Below are 15,259 nucleotides of genomic sequence, written 5' to 3'. Positions count from 1 at the left end.
CCTCTGCACCTCTGCCCCTCTGGTACCCTGCCTCCCCACGCTTACCCAAGTTTCTAAGGAAGGGGTGGCAGAACCTAACAATAAGGGGCAATTTTCTAGTTCGGCCCGCCATTTGGCGACAGTGCGGGCATGGTAAGTAGGTATAGGTGAGTCTTGCTTAAAGCTGCTGTCGTGTTCTTCATCTAAAATAATTAAACCCAAGTTGGGCAAAGGCGCGAAAACGGCGCTGCGCGTACCAATGACAACTTGGGGTTCTCCGGTGAGCATAAGTCGCCAAGTGTCGTAACGTTCACCGTCGGAGAGGGCGCTGTGATAAACGCTGACTTTATTGCCAAAACGGGCACGAAAACGATCGGTTAGCTGCGGTGTAAGTCCAATTTCGGGGACTAATACGAGGGCAGATTTGCCTTGGTTGAGAAGAGGTGCGATCGCTTGCAAATATACTTCGGTTTTTCCTGAACCTGTCACCCCATGCAATAAAACTTCAGCAAATCCATCCAGTGTCTGGATTGTTTCTAAAGCGCTAGCTTGGGCAGAAGTTAAAGATTTAGCCCCATCGCCTGCTAATGCTGGGCCCTGTTCGGTTCGCAATACTTCCCGTTCTTCAATAACGATGTAACCCTTTTGTGTCAGCGTTTTGAGGATAGAAGAACTAGCATTGCAAATTTGCAGTAATTCATTTTGCCACAACTCCCCATTATGCCGCCGTAGCACTTCCAAAATCTCTCGCTGGCGGGTAGTTAAGTCGCTATCAATTGTACCTGTGAGCGTGACTGCTTTTTGCAGCTTTGGTCGAGTCAGCCGTGGCGGTTCTAAGTAGCTTTCTACTAAACCGAATCGCAGCAACTCCCGAATTCCCCGATAGGCAGATTTGACTTTTTGTTGAAGGTAAGCGAAACTATAATCCCCCGCCGGCTGCCCTTGCAAAAGTTCCCGAACTTGCCGTGCGGTTGGAGTCAAAAAAGCTGAAGGATTAGGAGATGCTAGCAAATAACTACTCCCCCCAGCTCCCCCTCCTCTAACAAGGCGAATACGACGTTGCGATCGCCCCAGCAACCCTGGTGGTAGAGCAACCCGGATTACTTGAATTAGAGGCGTATAGTAGTATGCAGCAACTCGATTGAGTAATTCCCAATAAGCACTTGGGAAAAATCCAACGCTGACTATATCTTCTACTTCCCGGATTTTTTCTGGTGCTAAATCAACATTTGGTTGTGCCAGTAACCGAATTGCGATCGCTCCTAATTGTTGTGCCCCAAATGGCACGCTCAAAATATCCCCTGGTTTTATTTCTAACTGGGCTGGCAATCGATAAGTAAATAATCCTGTACTCCCTGGACAGTCTACCAGTACTTCAACCCACCTATTAAGAGTTGTACCTGATTGGTACGATTCACTAGGTTCAGCCACCACTAAAGGAGATAATTTTATGTCATTAATATACATAGTTACTGACTTTATAGTTAAATATTTTCCTCACATAGCTGGTCAAAATTAACCTAGCTAACTAAACTCTAATTTTTTGCTTTCTTAAATTCAAATAGTATTTCCCAATACTGTTATCCTTCATAATACTTGATAAGTTTCCTCTTATGTAATCTACTAGACAAATTCGTATCAACTATACATGCAATAAATATTTGGTACCCACTATATCAATAAAAGCATGTCGGCACTTGCTGCAACAGTTGCTCTATCTACTAAATAGGGAGTAGCCTTTTTCCGCCTATCGATAGATATTCAACCCTTTCTGTATATGAGATGCTTTTATACAAATAAGATCATCCCAAAATTAAGCTGCCATTATTGTAATTTGTATCATTTGGGTAACTTGAAATTGGGAAGGCATAACCCCATCACCAGGTTTTAAATTTATCCAGTGACTTCCAAATACCTAAACAGGAAAATATATATTTAGAAAAATATATGAAAGTTTAAGAAATTTGGATGGTTAGCTGAGATTTTGATGTTTGTTCAGGTTGAGAAAGTTTGAGGGGGTTTGACATATTTGGTAATTAAGAAAAAAATGAAGAATATAATCTGTTAGAAGCCTGAGAAGAAAGTTTTGTTGGGTGCTTAGGTCAGTTACTTTATAGGTTGTATCTAACTGTAACCCGCAGGTTGTAGGTAGATATAGATTTTTATTCTTGAATAGAAATTAGTAGAAGCTTCTATTCCGACATATAAAGGGGTGCATTCGTCCATTAGGGAAAACTACCAAGCCTCAAACGAGTAGCTGTAACTAAATTATGTACCAAACAAAACAACAATCCCTAAAGGAAACTATGAACATTGTTGAATTGGGAAAAATGGAAATACTGGAGAATGCTGCTGATATTGAAGAACCATCACTCGATAGTTTAGATGCAGTGGCAGATGAAGAGCCTCCGATTGTAGTAGAAAATCTGGAATCAGATGAACGCGATGGAGATGACATGGCGGCGGCCCGCCCTTCGGGATACAATAAAACCGAGCATGATGATGCCGTCGGCGCGTTTTTTAAAGAGATGGCACGTTATCCGCTTTTGAAAGCTGATGAAGAAGTAGAGTTAGCGCGGCGAGTTAGATTTCTAGAGGAAATTAGGGAATTACAAGCTGCTTTAAACTTAAAACTAGGACATGAACCTACCAAACTAGAAGTAGCTTCCGAGCTAGGAATGACCGAAAAGCAACTAGAAAGTCGCTTGTATCAAGGTAGAGTAGCGAAACGCAAAATGATTCGCTCTAATCTGAGGTTAGTAGTTTCTATTGCCAAACGATATCTAAATCGGGGAGTGCCTTTTCTGGATTTAATTCAGGAAGGAGCAATGGGTTTAAATCGCGCTACAGAAAAGTTTGATCCAGATAAAGGATATAAGTTTTCTACTTATGCCTATTGGTGGATTAGACAAGCGATTACCAGGGCTATAGCTAACGATGCGCGAACAATCCGGCTACCTATTCACATTGTTGAAAAGCTTAACAAACTGAAAAAAGCTCAACGGGAACTAAAGCAAAAACTCTGTCGAAATCCTACCGAAGGTGAAATGGCAGAAGCTTTGGAAATTAGTGTGCAACAACTACGCCAACTACAACAGCTACGCCGTCAAGCACTTTCTCTCAACCACCGTGTCGGTAAAGAAGAAGACACGGAATTGATGGATTTGCTAGAAGATGAAGATAACCTGTCTCCAGAAGCAAAAATGAATGAAAACATGATGCGTCAGGAGATTTGGGAAGTGTTGGGTGATGTGTTAACTCCACGAGAAAAAGATGTGATTTCTCTGCGTTATGGTTTGACAACCAGCGAACCCTGTACCTTAGAAGAAGTTGGCAATATGTTCAACCTTTCCCGTGAGCGAGTGCGCCAAATTCAAAGCAAAGCGATGCGGAAATTACGCCGTCCCCACATAGCTAAACGCTTAAAAGGTTGGTTAATTTAGTTACATTCACGAAGATATTGACGCAATTCCCGTTTGTCACTTTGTTCCCATTCAAAATTCAAAAATAGATATTTAATTTTGAATTTTGAATTTCGAATTACCCGCATGGTTTGACTTAATTAGCTCCAATAATAAATTTAGGGGCTGATATATTTATATTTCTTGAGCTTCGACTACCGTAACTCTCCAAAAACGGGCTTTCTGTGACTTTTTCGGCTTTTGTTTAGTCATTATTAAAAAAATTGCACAGTTGCCTATAGACTATGGACTATGAACTATAGACTATAGACTAATGACTTCGTGTAGCAATTTGATTTTGCGTTTTGCTGAACCAACTGATTACAGCGTACTTTTTCAATTAATTCAGGGACTTGCTGAGTATGAAAAATTATCTCATGCTGTCACTGGCGATGCTCTGGCACTTAAGGAGCATTTATTTGGTTCGCACAGATATATAGAAGCGATTTTAGCAGAAACTGCTGGTCAAGCTGTTGCTTTTGCCCTATTTTTTCATAATTATTCAACATTTTTGACCAAGCCCGGAATTTATCTGGAAGACTTATTTGTTTTACCAGAGTATCGCAGGCAAGGTATTGGTAAAGCTCTTATTTCTAAAGTAGCCCAGATAGCTATAGAACGTGACTGTGGACGGTTAGAGTGGAGTGTGTTGGATTGGAATGAACCAGCTAAAGCATTCTACCGTAGTATAGGAGCATCTATATTAGATGATTGGCGAATTTGCCGTGTCACAGAAGACGCACTTACGCAGTTAGGGGCTGTCAATTGAAGAAAAATTCAGCTATTCTGAATTCAGTAGTCAGAAGAGGTTGTTGGAAAAGTGTTTTTCTCTAAACTTTAAGCACTTTTAGATCCTCACTAACCCTCTTTAAAAAGGCTATTAATTAACCAGATATTGCTTAACATTTGCGAGCCTGATCATTTATTGACGACGAAAGCAGTCAGTAAAAATACAGTGTTGGGATTAGCGTAGACACGGAGCGGCTTGTCGTCTAGACATCGCTCATAAAATGATTGTAGAAAAACATGGTTGTCAAATTAGCGTCAAGTCCGAATTTGGCAAAGGCACAAAATTTGATAATTCATATAGTACCGCCTAATTAGCTTTAGGACTTACACAAAACTTAACGCGGTAAGGGGTACTCGCGCAGGGTATTGCCCTTACCTGTAAATCCTGGTTTTGGTTAGTGTTTGCGTAAGCCGTAAGCTTAATCAAGAAACCTCTTTTAACTCTTCACCTTTTACGCTTTTCCTGCCACAACCAAATCTTTCTTCAAAAGTTCCACTGCTGCTTGATATTGCAGATCCGTTTCAGTACCAATCTGTTCGCGGTTAATTGGATCTTGGGAAATCACTTTATCTGGCTTAATACCCAGTTTGTTAATATCCCGGTGTTGAGGAGTTTCATACTTAGCAATTGTGACTGCCAACCCCGAACCATCTGATAATTCAAATAAAGATTGAATTAGACCCTTACCAAAAGTGGTTTCGCCTACCAATTGGGCACGACCGTTATCTTGGAGTGCGCCAGCGAGAATTTCGCTAGCACTGGCAGTTCCTTGATTCACCAAAATCACCAGAGGATCGTTCGTCAGGGCTGGGCCAAAGGCTTCAAAATTACCCTGAATGCCTTGTCTATTCACAGTGTAAACAATAGTACCAGAATCTAACCACTGACGGGCAATTTCAATTCCTGATTGCAATAATCCCCCAGGATTATTTCGTAAATCTAGAATGTAGGCAGCAGCGCCTTTTTTTTCTAGACTAGAAATAGCGTGTGCCAATTCCGTTGAGGCGTTGGCATTGAATTGAGTGAGACGTAGGTAGCCTATAGACGTACCTTCAGTGGAAACACGCAATTCTGAAACCACAGGGTTAAGAGCAATGCGATCGCGCGTTAATCTAATTTCCGTTTCTGGCTCTCCATCTCGCTCGATGAGGAGAGTAACAAGGCTGCCACTTGGTCCGCGCATTTTAGTTGCAGCTTCATCTAGGGTAAGATTTTTTGTGGGCACACCTTCAATTTTAAGAATGCGATCGCGTGGTCTAATCCCCGCTTTGTCTGCTGGTGAACCTGCAATAGGAGCCACTACTTCCAACTTCCCAGTCTCAGGATTTAGGACAATTTGCAATCCTACCCCAGTCAGTTCCCCAGAGGTATTGACCTTTAAGCTGCGGTACTGTTCCGGGTCTAAAAAGCGGGTAAAAGGGTCATCGAGGCTCTTAAGCATCTTCCCAATGGCCGCATAACTGGCATTTGCGTCTGTGAGCGGCTTCTCTAGAACCTTTTGCCGCACAGCCGCCCAGTTTTGATGATTAAAAGTTTCATCTAGATAAGTGCGATTAACAATTCGCCAAACTTCTGAAACCAGCTTTTGTTCGCCCGTTAAAGCCACCGCAGGCTGTGTAAGCGTACCAAACGCCAACCAAAACGCCATTAACAACGAAAATCCAACGCGAAAGACTTGTTTATTCATGAACCCCATTATCAATTCCACCTCAACCCAAATTGCCTAGAAATGCTCAGTTGTCCTGTTGTTGATGAAATCTATCTCTCGATTATGTTACTTTTTTTATAGAAGTGGTGCATTTCTCTCATCAAGTTGTTCAGTCAACTGATGCGTTGTATCCACTCACGAAAGGATAAAATCTACTTTGTGTCCACCATTTTCTGTGCAGGGGCGTAAAGAGATCGCAATATATTCCTTCTTTACAGAGTGTAAAGTTTCTGAAGGCTCTTAGCACGCTGAAAGCTGACAAGCAAACGAAATAAACTCGTCTTTACTAAAATCCCAAACTTGCTAATTGGGAGAGAAGTCACAAGAGGCGGCTTATGAAAAGTCCTTAGACAATTCTGTTGTTACCCTAGCCTGGAGCAACCCCTTGGGCGAACCCGCAGGATGCCGAAGCTGGGAACCATCAGAATTTTAGTCGCCGATTTAGAACTTCGGGATTTATCAACCGCAACCGACTTTTAGGAACTTGAGATTGTATGGCCAACGTTTCCGACTGGTTTGAGGAACGCCTAGAGATTCAGGCACTCGCTGAAGACGTTACTAGTAAGTACGTCCCTCCCCACGTCAATATCTTCTACTGCCTGGGTGGAATTACCCTGGTTTGCTTTCTCATCCAGTTTGCCACTGGATTTGCCATGACGTTTTACTACAGGCCAACAGTTACGGAAGCTTTCTCTTCAGTGGAGTACATCATGAATGAAGTCAACTTCGGTTGGCTAATTCGCTCCATCCATCGCTGGTCTGCCAGCATGATGGTGTTGATGATGATTTTGCACACTTTCCGGGTTTATCTGACTGGCGGTTTCAAAAAGCCCCGCGAACTGACCTGGATAAGTGGTGTCATCCTAGCTGTAATTACAGTTTCCTTTGGAGTCACCGGCTATTCCCTACCTTGGGATCAAGTTGGTTACTGGGCTGTAAAAATCGTTAGTGGTGTACCAGAAGCAATCCCCGTAGTTGGGGTTTTGATCTCCGACCTGCTACGCGGCGGTTCAAGTGTAGGTCAAGCAACACTAACTCGTTACTACAGCGCACACACCTTTGTGCTGCCTTGGTTAATTGCAGTCTTCATGTTGTTTCACTTCTTGATGATCCGCAAGCAAGGCATTTCCGGGCCTTTGTAATCCCAATCTATTAGCGAAAGGCAAGATTTGTCAGTTTTCAGATGAAGTTGTTTGTTTTAAACTTATGAAACACAATAAATTTAATTGCACATAAGTTCCCAAAAATAAACACTTCATCTGAAGTCCAAAGCTGTAAATCCCCTCCAGGCGGCTGATTGTAGACAAACAAAACTCCGCTTTTTGCCTCCTAGATTTGCCTAGTAGCTGATAGCCTTCACAAATGCTTTAATTTAACTTAAGCAGGAGAGCACATTTCAAAATGGCAACACAAAAAAAACCTGACCTGAGCGATCCTCAGTTAAGAGCCAAACTCGCCAAAGGCATGGGTCACAATTACTATGGTGAACCCGCTTGGCCTAATGACTTACTTTATGTCTTTCCAATCGTGATCATGGGTTCCTTCGCTGCAATTGTGGCTCTAGCTGTGCTAGATCCTGCAATGACCGGTGAACCAGCAAATCCTTTCGCCACACCATTGGAAATTTTACCAGAGTGGTACTTGTATCCAGTCTTCCAAATTTTGCGATCGCTTCCTAACAAACTTTTAGGAGTGTTAGCAATGGGTTCTGTACCAGTTGGGCTGATTCTCGTTCCTTTTATTGAGAACGTCAACAAGTTCCAAAACCCCTTCCGTCGTCCAGTTGCAACCACAGTCTTCCTCGTTGGTACTCTTGTCACCGTGTGGCTGGGTATTGGTGCTGCCTTACCATTGGATAAATCTTTGACGTTGGGACTATTCTAAATTAGTCACTACAAAGTGCTTTGACGCCTGTGAGTTTCAAGAGCATATTACAGATATGTTTTTGGAAGAAATTTACAGGCGTCAATTTTAATAGTTCAGATTGCATTCGGGATCTGGAGTTTTGGATTGAAAAGCTATCCCAAAATCTAAAATCACCAAAATTCATCAAATATAAACATTTTTCACTTAATTAACATAAGTTGCTAGTTACAACCCTCGAAATGCCAAGATCGTTCATGTTTTGTATTTTGGTAGATAAAATATCTCAATTTAGATTTTTCTACATCAAAGCAATTTGGCGAATCATGCAAAATTTAATAACTAGCAACTTGGGTTTATTTATATTTAAGTCACAGTTAATGTTTTCTATAGTGCAGCAAGACCATCTGAAGGTTAAGAGCGAACTCAGCCTCCTAAACCAGGTGCAAGAATGGTTCGAGCAATTTTGTCTGCAACATTTGTCTCAACTTGGCTGGTCAAAAACCCAACTAGATCGCCTCAATTTAGCATTAGCAGAAGGCTTTACCAACGCTGTTCGTCACGCTCATCATGCTTTACCCCCAGAAACAACCATTGAAATTAACGTTGATCTGTGGATCGATCGCCTAGAGATTAGAATTTGGGATTATGGAAAACCTTTTAATCCTGATGCGATCGCAGAGCCAGCGCCAGGTACTCTACAAGTAGGTGGGTATGGATGGTTCCTCCTCCGGCGGTTGGCAGACCGTGTTGTATACGAACGTGGTGCAGATGGTAGAAATTGCCTTCTCATCGTCAAATACTCTGTAGAAGCACAATAAGAAAGTTAAGTTAAGCCACTTACTTCAAAACAGAAGTATGAGCGGAAAAACTCTTTGCTACAAAATGTAGTTAATTGATTGATAAAAGTATACTCCTTTTTCAAGATGATTTGAATTGGAGTAATGTATTTTTTGCGTAAAATTGCTTAGTTATTGTGATTTTTTTGTAAAATCTCAAAAATATTTTTGTATAAAAAGAATTAGTGAATACAGTAAAGATAGCATTCGAGTTATATTAGCTCCCTTGTTAAGATTTGTCAGCAGTGTTGAGAGCCGGAATGTTTGTTCTCCAACAAGTGCCATTTAGTCCTTAAAGAGATAGAGATAATAGGGGACAGATTATGACTAAAACAGCCCTAATTACAGGAATAACTGGTCAAGATGGCTACTATCTCAGCCATTTGCTCCTCAACCGTGGTTATCGAGTTGTAGGATTAGTACCTCCCCATCGACAACCTAATTTGACAAAGCTGGGAACACTGGTGAATCAGGTAGAAATTTTTACGGTTGACTTGAGGGATAGTGGGGCGCTGTTGACCGCAGTTGAGCAACTACGTCCCCAAGAAATTTACAATTTGGCGGCTCCCAGTTTTGTACCCGACTCTTGGAACGACCCATTAGGAACCCTAGATTTGATCACTGGTACAGCTACCAGACTTTTGGAAGCAGTACGACAGGTTGGTTTGTCTACCAGATTTTATCAAGCCAGCAGTTCGGAAATGTTTGGCGATGTATTTAGTTCGCCTCAAGATGAGGAAACGCCTTTTCGTCCCAAAAATCCCTATGCTGCGGCGAAAATGCACGCCCACTGGACGATGGTGCATCACAGACAGCGCTATGGATTATTTGCCTGTAGTGGAATTCTATATAACCATGAGTCTCCTCTACGCGCACCTCAGTTTGTAACCCGAAAAGTTTCTTTGGCAGCCGCATCGATTAAATTGGGTTTAACTGACACCTTAGAAATGGGTAATTTAGATGCAAAACGCGATTGGGGCTTTGCGGGAGATTACGTAGAAGCTATGTGGCTCATGTTGCAAGTCGATGAACCAGAAGAGTATGTGATTGGCACTGGTAAACTGCACAGTGTTAGAGATTTAGTTGCCACAGCCTTTGAGTCTGTCGGATTGGATTGGACACGCTATATAGTTTTAAATACCAGTTTATTGAGACAAGATGAGCATTTTCAACTAGTAGCTGACCCCAGTAAAGCTAAAAGAAATCTTGGCTGGGAACCCCAAGTGAGCTTTGAGGAACTTTTAGAAAAAATGGTAAAAACAGATTTAGAGCGGTTACAAAGCGGTGCCATCGCACCTTTAACCCAAGTGTAAATAACCTAATATGCATATCACTAAAGTGACACAAAATCTAAAGGTAGGTGATAAAGTTAACCAAAAAACTAACCATGTCTTCGTGTTTTTAGAAATTTTTGCCCACGAAGGTGGTATTCAATCATATATAAAAGATATTTTCCGTGCCTATCTGGGATTGAGCCAAGCTTACAAGGCGGAAGTTTTTTTGCTACGAGATAGCCCTGATAGTTTAAATCCATTTGAAGCCGAGAACTTAAAATTTCATTACTTTAAAAATCAGTCTCCTCATTTGGGGAGATTGCAAATGGCAGCAGCTTTACTCAAGTGTCTATTGCAAAACCGTCCGCAGCAAGTTTTGTGTGGTCATATTAATTTAGCAGTATTAATCCAAACTCTTTGCCAGCCCTTGGGGATTCCTTACACCGTGCTAACTTACGGCAAAGAAGTCTGGGAACCTCTAAAAAATCAAGAACGCCGCGCCCTGACATCAGCAGATAAAATTTGGACAATTAGCCGTTACAGCCGCGATCGCGCTTGTCTTGCCAATGGTCTAAACCCCAAAATGGTAGAGATGATGCCTTGTGCAATTGATGGGGATAAATTTACTCCTGGTTCCAAGCAGCCAGAATTCGTTCAGAAATATGGTTTAACTGGTTCTAAGGTGTTAATGACAGTAGCACGCTTATGGTCAGGAGATATTTACAAGGGTGTAGATGTCACAATTCGGGCATTACCACAAATTGCTCAGGTTTTCCCAGAAGTGAAATATTTAGTAATTGGTCGCGGTGATGACCAACCGCGATTAGCGCAGCTAGCAAAAGATTTGGGTGTGAGCGATCGCATCGTCTTTGCGGGTTTTGTTGCTACAGAAGAATTAATGCAACATTACCGCCTTGCTGATGCCTATATCATGCCTTCGCAAGAAGGCTTTGGCATTGTTTATCTAGAAGCAATGGCTTGTGGAGTACCGGTCTTATCCGGTGATGACGATGGCTCGGCTGACCCCTTGCAGGATGGTAAACTGGGATGGCGAGTACCACACCGGAATGCTGATGCTGTAGCAGCAGCTTGTATAGAAATGCTTCAAGGAAATGACCAACGATGTGATGGAAAGTGGCTGCGAGAACAGGTGATCGATCTGTTCGGCATAGATGCCTTCCAACAGCACTTGCAAAAAATGCTTCTATCCTCAGTCATCAAGTCATCAAGTCAAAATGACAAATGACAAATGACCAATGACTAAAATCGCTATCCTAGAAGGAGAGCAGGACGACATTTAAAAAATGAGCTTTAAGTCATTTCAATTGAATCTTTTAAATCTCCGGCCTTGGCTCACCCTGCTAGCAGTTGTTTGGTTGCTGGCATCACTGGGCTTGGGTTGGTTGGTTAATTCGTTGCTAATTATTGTCGGGTTGCTGTTTTTAGCACCCATTGTGGCTTTTTTTGGCTTTCGTTGGTGGCTGCAACGCAACTTGGTTGCTGACCAGTGTCCCGTCTGTAGATATGAATTTACGGGTTTAAACAACAGTCAGTTACAGTGTCCTAACTGTGGTGAGTCGCTGCTAGTACAAAATAGTCATTTTCAGCGCTTCACACCAGAAGGCACAATTGATGTCACTGCTGTCGAAGTTCCAGCCAAATCGCTGGAAGATTAGTCATTGGTCATTAGTGATTGGTTATTAGTAAAAGACAAATGACTAATGACTATTTGTTTTGTTGTGAGATTGAGAGGGTGTAGTTAAACTGCTGCTGGGATAGTTCGCCCACATGCACCGTGTATCTTCCGGCTTGCCAGTAACCAGGAAGCTCTGCCTTGCCTCCAGAAGAACTATCTGCCATTACACAAAAACGTCCCCCTGGCCCGTCGATCAACAGCGTTGGCTTCCCTTGACTTTCTACTGTTAATCGTAAATAAGGTAGTGACTCTGTAACCTGGATAACTTGGCTAGGTTCAGTAGTAATATTGCCACAATTACTTTTGACAGTTCCCCCAGACTTTCCGTTCAAAACCAGTGGATCTGGCTGGAAAGCCCGATTTATTTGGACATTTGGTGTCTGTGCCAAATTAGCCTCAGTAAAAACCAAGCTCATCACCAAAGATATGGGAATAATTGCAAGTAGCCGAAGCGTTTTCATTTTAATTAATGCTCCAAATTTTTCAGAGCAATATTGTTACACAGTCTAATTTAATTTGACGATCTCAATTTATCTTGGTTCCAAAAACTGCCGTATAACCTAATACCATTAAATTAAAAATTGTTTATGAAGATGGGATGTAGAGATGTTGCTAAGTAAAGGCTCTATATTTATCAGGCAAATTAACTCATATATCATGATGGCTGGCGATCGCTTCTCTACTAAAATATTTAACCACCAGTAGAATAAACATTCGCCTAAAAAGCCTTATTTTTTACATTTTAGAAACGTAAAATTACTGTAAAAATTAGATAAATTACCAGACAATAACAAAAAAACATAATTTTTACCTGTCAGAAGGGTATTACACACACAGACATTAGCTAAAATCACTAAGGCAACCACCAAAAATAAAATTTAGTTGGTCTGTTGTCGAATAAATATGCTAACTGAGGTAGATAAAGATTTATGAATCCTCAACCAGAAGAAGACTTACAGCGTCGCCTCGATAAGTTAGAGGCAGAAATTAATTCCGCACCTGGAGCGGTTACTCAACCACAAGGAGACAAACAGATGCCTCAGTCTGTTTTTGCCAACTTGAGCTTGCAACTGGAGCGATTTAAGATTTGGTTCAACGGCTTATCTGGGACAAAAAAGCTGGTAGTTTCGGGTGTGACGCTGCTAGTCGGCTTGGCGATGCTGCAAACAGTGTTTAAACTAGTTGCATCTGTAATAACTCTGGCACTTTTAGCAGCGTTAGTGTATGTTGGATACAAATTTTTTGTGTCTAGTAGCTTTCAACGTAAGCAATAAGTTGATATGCAATTACTTGGCAATCTGCCTGGAGGTATGAGAGTCAGGAGCCATAATACAAAAGGCTCCTGACTCTCATAACTCCTAAATTTTATTTCAATATGCTTTTCTTTTTGCCGATTAGCTTGGTCTATTTTAATTGTGCCGATCGCGGCGTAAAAATAATATCGAAGGGAATTATCTAATGACATCACCAATTGTGAGGAGAAATAGTAATCAATCTGGTCAGTCAAAAGAACCGGAAAGAGCCAGTTCAATGTTGCTAGCAAGTAGGCGTTTTGCTGCTTGGGCGGCTGAAATCACACTAGTGGTTGCCAGTGGGTTGATTCCCTTCGGTATTGGTGTTTATGTCAACTCTAGAAGCGATCTGAACCGAGTACCTCTTAACCCCGTGCTAGTAGTTACAGAAAGAGCGATCGCTAGACCCCTAGCTCTGCCTGTGAGCTATGGCATCCGTAACGTGGCATGGCCAACTAATATTTTGTGGACAATCGCCCTGTTAGCGCCTGTAACCCTTTCGTGGTGGCAATTATATTTACTTGCTAAAACTGGTAGGACAATTCCGAAACGTTGGTTCAAAGTGCGGGTTGTTAACGAGCAAGGGAAGCCGCCCGGATTAGGGGCAGTTGTCATTAGAGAAGGAGTTGGACGTTGGACTGTACCTATTTCCATTGCCTATCTGCTGTGGCGCTACAGCTTTGCTTTTCCTAACTTAGGATTATTCACATTTTTGTCTTTATTAATGATTGTGGGTGAAGGGATCGGCTTACCGTCGCGCCCGGGTCGTCGCGCCTTGCACGATCAACTTGCAGGCACTCATACAATAGATGCGACTCGTCCCTTACCATCCTCACTCTTAGCTAACAACAGACAAGCTCAATCTGCTGACGGTAATAATGAAGCAGAAGGGCAAGAAGAATTAGCGGCAGCCGAAACCACCCAGTCGCCCAACCTGTGGCGGCGGATACAGCAAAATCCTAACCTGACTTTGTTTGGGGTGGGACTAACGAGTATGACGGCCGTGTTGGCAACTTTAATCGGCACTCAAGTTTATATCCAAATTCAACAATCCCAGCGAGCAACTAAGCAAATTAATAGCCAACAGTTCCTCGAACTTGTCAAACAATTAACTCCCAACTCTGGGGCGACTAATGAGCAACGCCAAAGTGCAATTCTGGCTATGGGTGGTCTTAACGATCCCCAGTCCATAAAATTTCTGGCAGATTTATTGGTTAGCGAAACCAACCCTAGCCTACTGGATACGATTCAACAATCTTTGACAAGTGTCGGGCCCCAAGCTATCCCCGAATTAAAAAATAAGAATCAGTTTTTGGTTAGCGAACTGGAGTCTGTGGGAAGTGCTGCAACAAAAGAGCGGGAATTGCGACAAGGGCGGCTACAGAGAAACCAGAGAACAATCAACAAAATTCTCTCTGTGTATAGCGGAAAAATGGAAGGCGTTGACCTTAGTAGCACCCAATTAGGTCAAAGCGGTACTCCAGGAAGTTCATTCTTCAACTTGGTAGTAGACAACCTTGATTTATCAGGAGTTAAGTTTAAATCTGCAAATCTTAACCAAGCCAGCTTTAAGGGCAGCCGCTTTCGGGGTACAGGTGAAGATGGACGCTGGGATACCTACGACGATGTAATAGCTGATTTAAGCCAAGCTCAGTTGCAGCAAGCCAATCTTACTGATGCGAACCTCAGTCGCGTCTTGATGAACCGGATCGATTTGAGCCGCGCCACTCTCAACAGAGCCAACTTATCCAACGCGCGTCTATATGACGCTAAACTCAACAGCACCCAACTAGTAGGAGCCGATCTGCGAAACGCAGTTTTGGAAAGAGCCAGCTTAACTGGGGCTGATTTAGGTGACGCTAAATTGAACGAAGCCAATCTTTACGCTGCCCGTTTAGGTCGTGTCACTGCTATAGGAACGCAATTATCCTTTGCCAACTTAACTAACACTGATTGGCAAGGAGCAGATTTATCAGGAGCCTATTTAGATCGTGCTAATCTCAGCAATGCTAACCTGAGCGCCACTCGTCTTGCTGGTGCTGTTTTGCGTTCTGCCCAGATGGAAAACGTTAACTTACAAAATGCTGACTTAAGTCTTGCAGATTTACGGGGAGCAAATGTAGCAGGAGCAGATTTTAAGGGGGCAATTCTCGCCCCTAGCAAAGAAGATCCAGCAGATCAATTTGTCAAAACCCCAGATTTAGGCTCAGTATCTGCCGTAGTCCAAGGGGTTGATTTTTCTCAAGCGAAAAATTTAGATTCCAAGCAATTAGCATACATTTGTACTCAAGGGGGCATTCATCCTCGTTGCCCGTAGAATGGAAGGGGAGCAGGGGGGCAGGGAGCAGGGGAGGCAG

13 protein-coding genes are annotated in these 15,259 nt (G+C 42.5%); 10 read left to right on the top strand and 3 right to left on the bottom strand.

All coding sequences use genetic code 11. The features are described 5' to 3' along the window. A partial coding sequence (gene priA / locus GNF10_RS28380) for a primosomal protein N' (protein WP_185607295.1) occupies positions 1–1,446 on the bottom strand: 1,446 nt, incomplete at its 3' end. An 803-nt stretch (positions 1,447–2,249) separates the two neighbouring features. On the opposite strand from priA, the gene GNF10_RS28375 reads away from it, so the two are divergent. Together GNF10_RS28375 and GNF10_RS28370 are read left to right on the top strand one after the other, a co-directional pair. Beyond that, entirely contained in the window at positions 2,250–3,422 is a 1,173-nt protein-coding gene (locus GNF10_RS28375) for an RpoD/SigA family RNA polymerase sigma factor (protein ID WP_185581449.1), read from the top strand. 292 nt (positions 3,423–3,714) lie between these two features. After that, positions 3,715–4,209, top strand: a complete 495-nt coding sequence (locus GNF10_RS28370) for a GNAT family N-acetyltransferase (RefSeq protein WP_163931708.1) — start codon at positions 3,715–3,717, stop codon at positions 4,207–4,209. 472 nt (positions 4,210–4,681) lie between these two features. Here GNF10_RS28370 and ctpA read toward each other — a convergent pair whose 3' ends face one another. Beyond that, entirely contained in the window at positions 4,682–5,926 is a 1,245-nt protein-coding gene (gene ctpA, locus GNF10_RS28365; protein WP_185581448.1) for a carboxyl-terminal processing protease CtpA, read from the bottom strand. A gap of 506 nt (positions 5,927–6,432) precedes the next feature. Between ctpA and petB the strand changes: the two genes are divergently transcribed. The 6 genes from petB (at position 6,433) to GNF10_RS28335 (ending at position 11,590) form a co-directional block, all read left to right on the top strand. Continuing rightward, entirely contained in the window at positions 6,433–7,080 is a 648-nt protein-coding gene (gene petB / locus GNF10_RS28360; protein WP_094332660.1) for a cytochrome b6, read from the top strand. A gap of 259 nt (positions 7,081–7,339) precedes the next feature. Then, entirely contained in the window at positions 7,340–7,822 is a 483-nt protein-coding gene (petD, locus tag GNF10_RS28355) for a cytochrome b6-f complex subunit IV (protein ID WP_012407122.1), read from the top strand. 359 nt (positions 7,823–8,181) lie between these two features. Continuing rightward, on the top strand, positions 8,182–8,622 hold the full coding sequence (locus GNF10_RS28350; RefSeq protein WP_185581451.1) for an anti-sigma regulatory factor: 441 nt from the start codon (positions 8,182–8,184) through the stop codon (positions 8,620–8,622). Positions 8,623–8,963: 341 nt separating this feature from the next. Then, entirely contained in the window at positions 8,964–9,953 is a 990-nt protein-coding gene (locus GNF10_RS28345) for a GDP-mannose 4,6-dehydratase (RefSeq protein ID WP_185581447.1), read from the top strand. Positions 9,954–9,963: 10 nt separating this feature from the next. Next, positions 9,964–11,160: a glycosyltransferase gene (locus GNF10_RS28340; protein WP_185581446.1), complete on the top strand. Its 1,197-nt coding sequence runs from the start codon at positions 9,964–9,966 to the stop codon at positions 11,158–11,160. A gap of 58 nt (positions 11,161–11,218) precedes the next feature. Continuing rightward, complete coding sequence (locus GNF10_RS28335) at positions 11,219–11,590, top strand: hypothetical protein (protein ID WP_163931695.1); 372 nt, start codon at positions 11,219–11,221, stop codon at positions 11,588–11,590. A gap of 49 nt (positions 11,591–11,639) precedes the next feature. Here GNF10_RS28335 and GNF10_RS28330 read toward each other — a convergent pair whose 3' ends face one another. Beyond that, positions 11,640–12,071, bottom strand: a complete 432-nt coding sequence (locus GNF10_RS28330) for a hypothetical protein (RefSeq protein ID WP_185581445.1) — start codon at positions 12,069–12,071, stop codon at positions 11,640–11,642. Positions 12,072–12,539: 468 nt separating this feature from the next. On the opposite strand from GNF10_RS28330, the gene GNF10_RS28325 reads away from it, so the two are divergent. Both GNF10_RS28325 and GNF10_RS28320 read left to right on the top strand, forming a co-directional pair. Beyond that, positions 12,540–12,884, top strand: coding sequence for a hypothetical protein (locus tag GNF10_RS28325; RefSeq protein WP_185581444.1), 345 nt, complete (start codon positions 12,540–12,542; stop codon positions 12,882–12,884). 184 nt (positions 12,885–13,068) lie between these two features. Next, positions 13,069–15,219 (top strand): pentapeptide repeat-containing protein, encoded by a 2,151-nt coding sequence (locus GNF10_RS28320; protein WP_185581443.1) that lies wholly within the window; start codon positions 13,069–13,071, stop codon positions 15,217–15,219. The last annotated feature ends 40 nt before the right edge of the window (positions 15,220–15,259 follow it).

This window comes from Nostoc sp. UCD121, from assembly GCF_014222285.1.
In the GTDB taxonomy this organism is placed as follows: domain Bacteria; phylum Cyanobacteriota; class Cyanobacteriia; order Cyanobacteriales; family Nostocaceae; genus Nostoc.
The sequence above is the reverse complement of the archived record's forward strand: the minus strand, read 5'-3'. Positions and strand labels throughout refer to the sequence as shown.

Bases quoted from the DNA above. Each gene is read 5' to 3' on its own strand.
- GNF10_RS28375 (WP_185581449.1), top strand. From the start codon at position 2,250: ATGTACCAAACAAAACAACAATCCCTAAAGGAAACTATGAACATTGTT.
- GNF10_RS28370 (WP_163931708.1), top strand. From the start codon at position 3,715: ATGACTTCGTGTAGCAATTTGATTTTGCGTTTTGCTGAACCAACTGAT.
- ctpA (WP_185581448.1), bottom strand. From the start codon at position 5,926: ATGGGGTTCATGAATAAACAAGTCTTTCGCGTTGGATTTTCGTTGTTA.
- petB (WP_094332660.1), top strand. From the start codon at position 6,433: ATGGCCAACGTTTCCGACTGGTTTGAGGAACGCCTAGAGATTCAGGCA.
- petD (WP_012407122.1), top strand. From the start codon at position 7,340: ATGGCAACACAAAAAAAACCTGACCTGAGCGATCCTCAGTTAAGAGCC.
- GNF10_RS28350 (WP_185581451.1), top strand. From the start codon at position 8,182: ATGTTTTCTATAGTGCAGCAAGACCATCTGAAGGTTAAGAGCGAACTC.
- GNF10_RS28345 (WP_185581447.1), top strand. From the start codon at position 8,964: ATGACTAAAACAGCCCTAATTACAGGAATAACTGGTCAAGATGGCTAC.
- GNF10_RS28340 (WP_185581446.1), top strand. From the start codon at position 9,964: ATGCATATCACTAAAGTGACACAAAATCTAAAGGTAGGTGATAAAGTT.
- GNF10_RS28335 (WP_163931695.1), top strand. From the start codon at position 11,219: ATGAGCTTTAAGTCATTTCAATTGAATCTTTTAAATCTCCGGCCTTGG.
- GNF10_RS28330 (WP_185581445.1), bottom strand. From the start codon at position 12,071: ATGAAAACGCTTCGGCTACTTGCAATTATTCCCATATCTTTGGTGATG.
- GNF10_RS28325 (WP_185581444.1), top strand. From the start codon at position 12,540: ATGAATCCTCAACCAGAAGAAGACTTACAGCGTCGCCTCGATAAGTTA.
- GNF10_RS28320 (WP_185581443.1), top strand. From the start codon at position 13,069: ATGACATCACCAATTGTGAGGAGAAATAGTAATCAATCTGGTCAGTCA.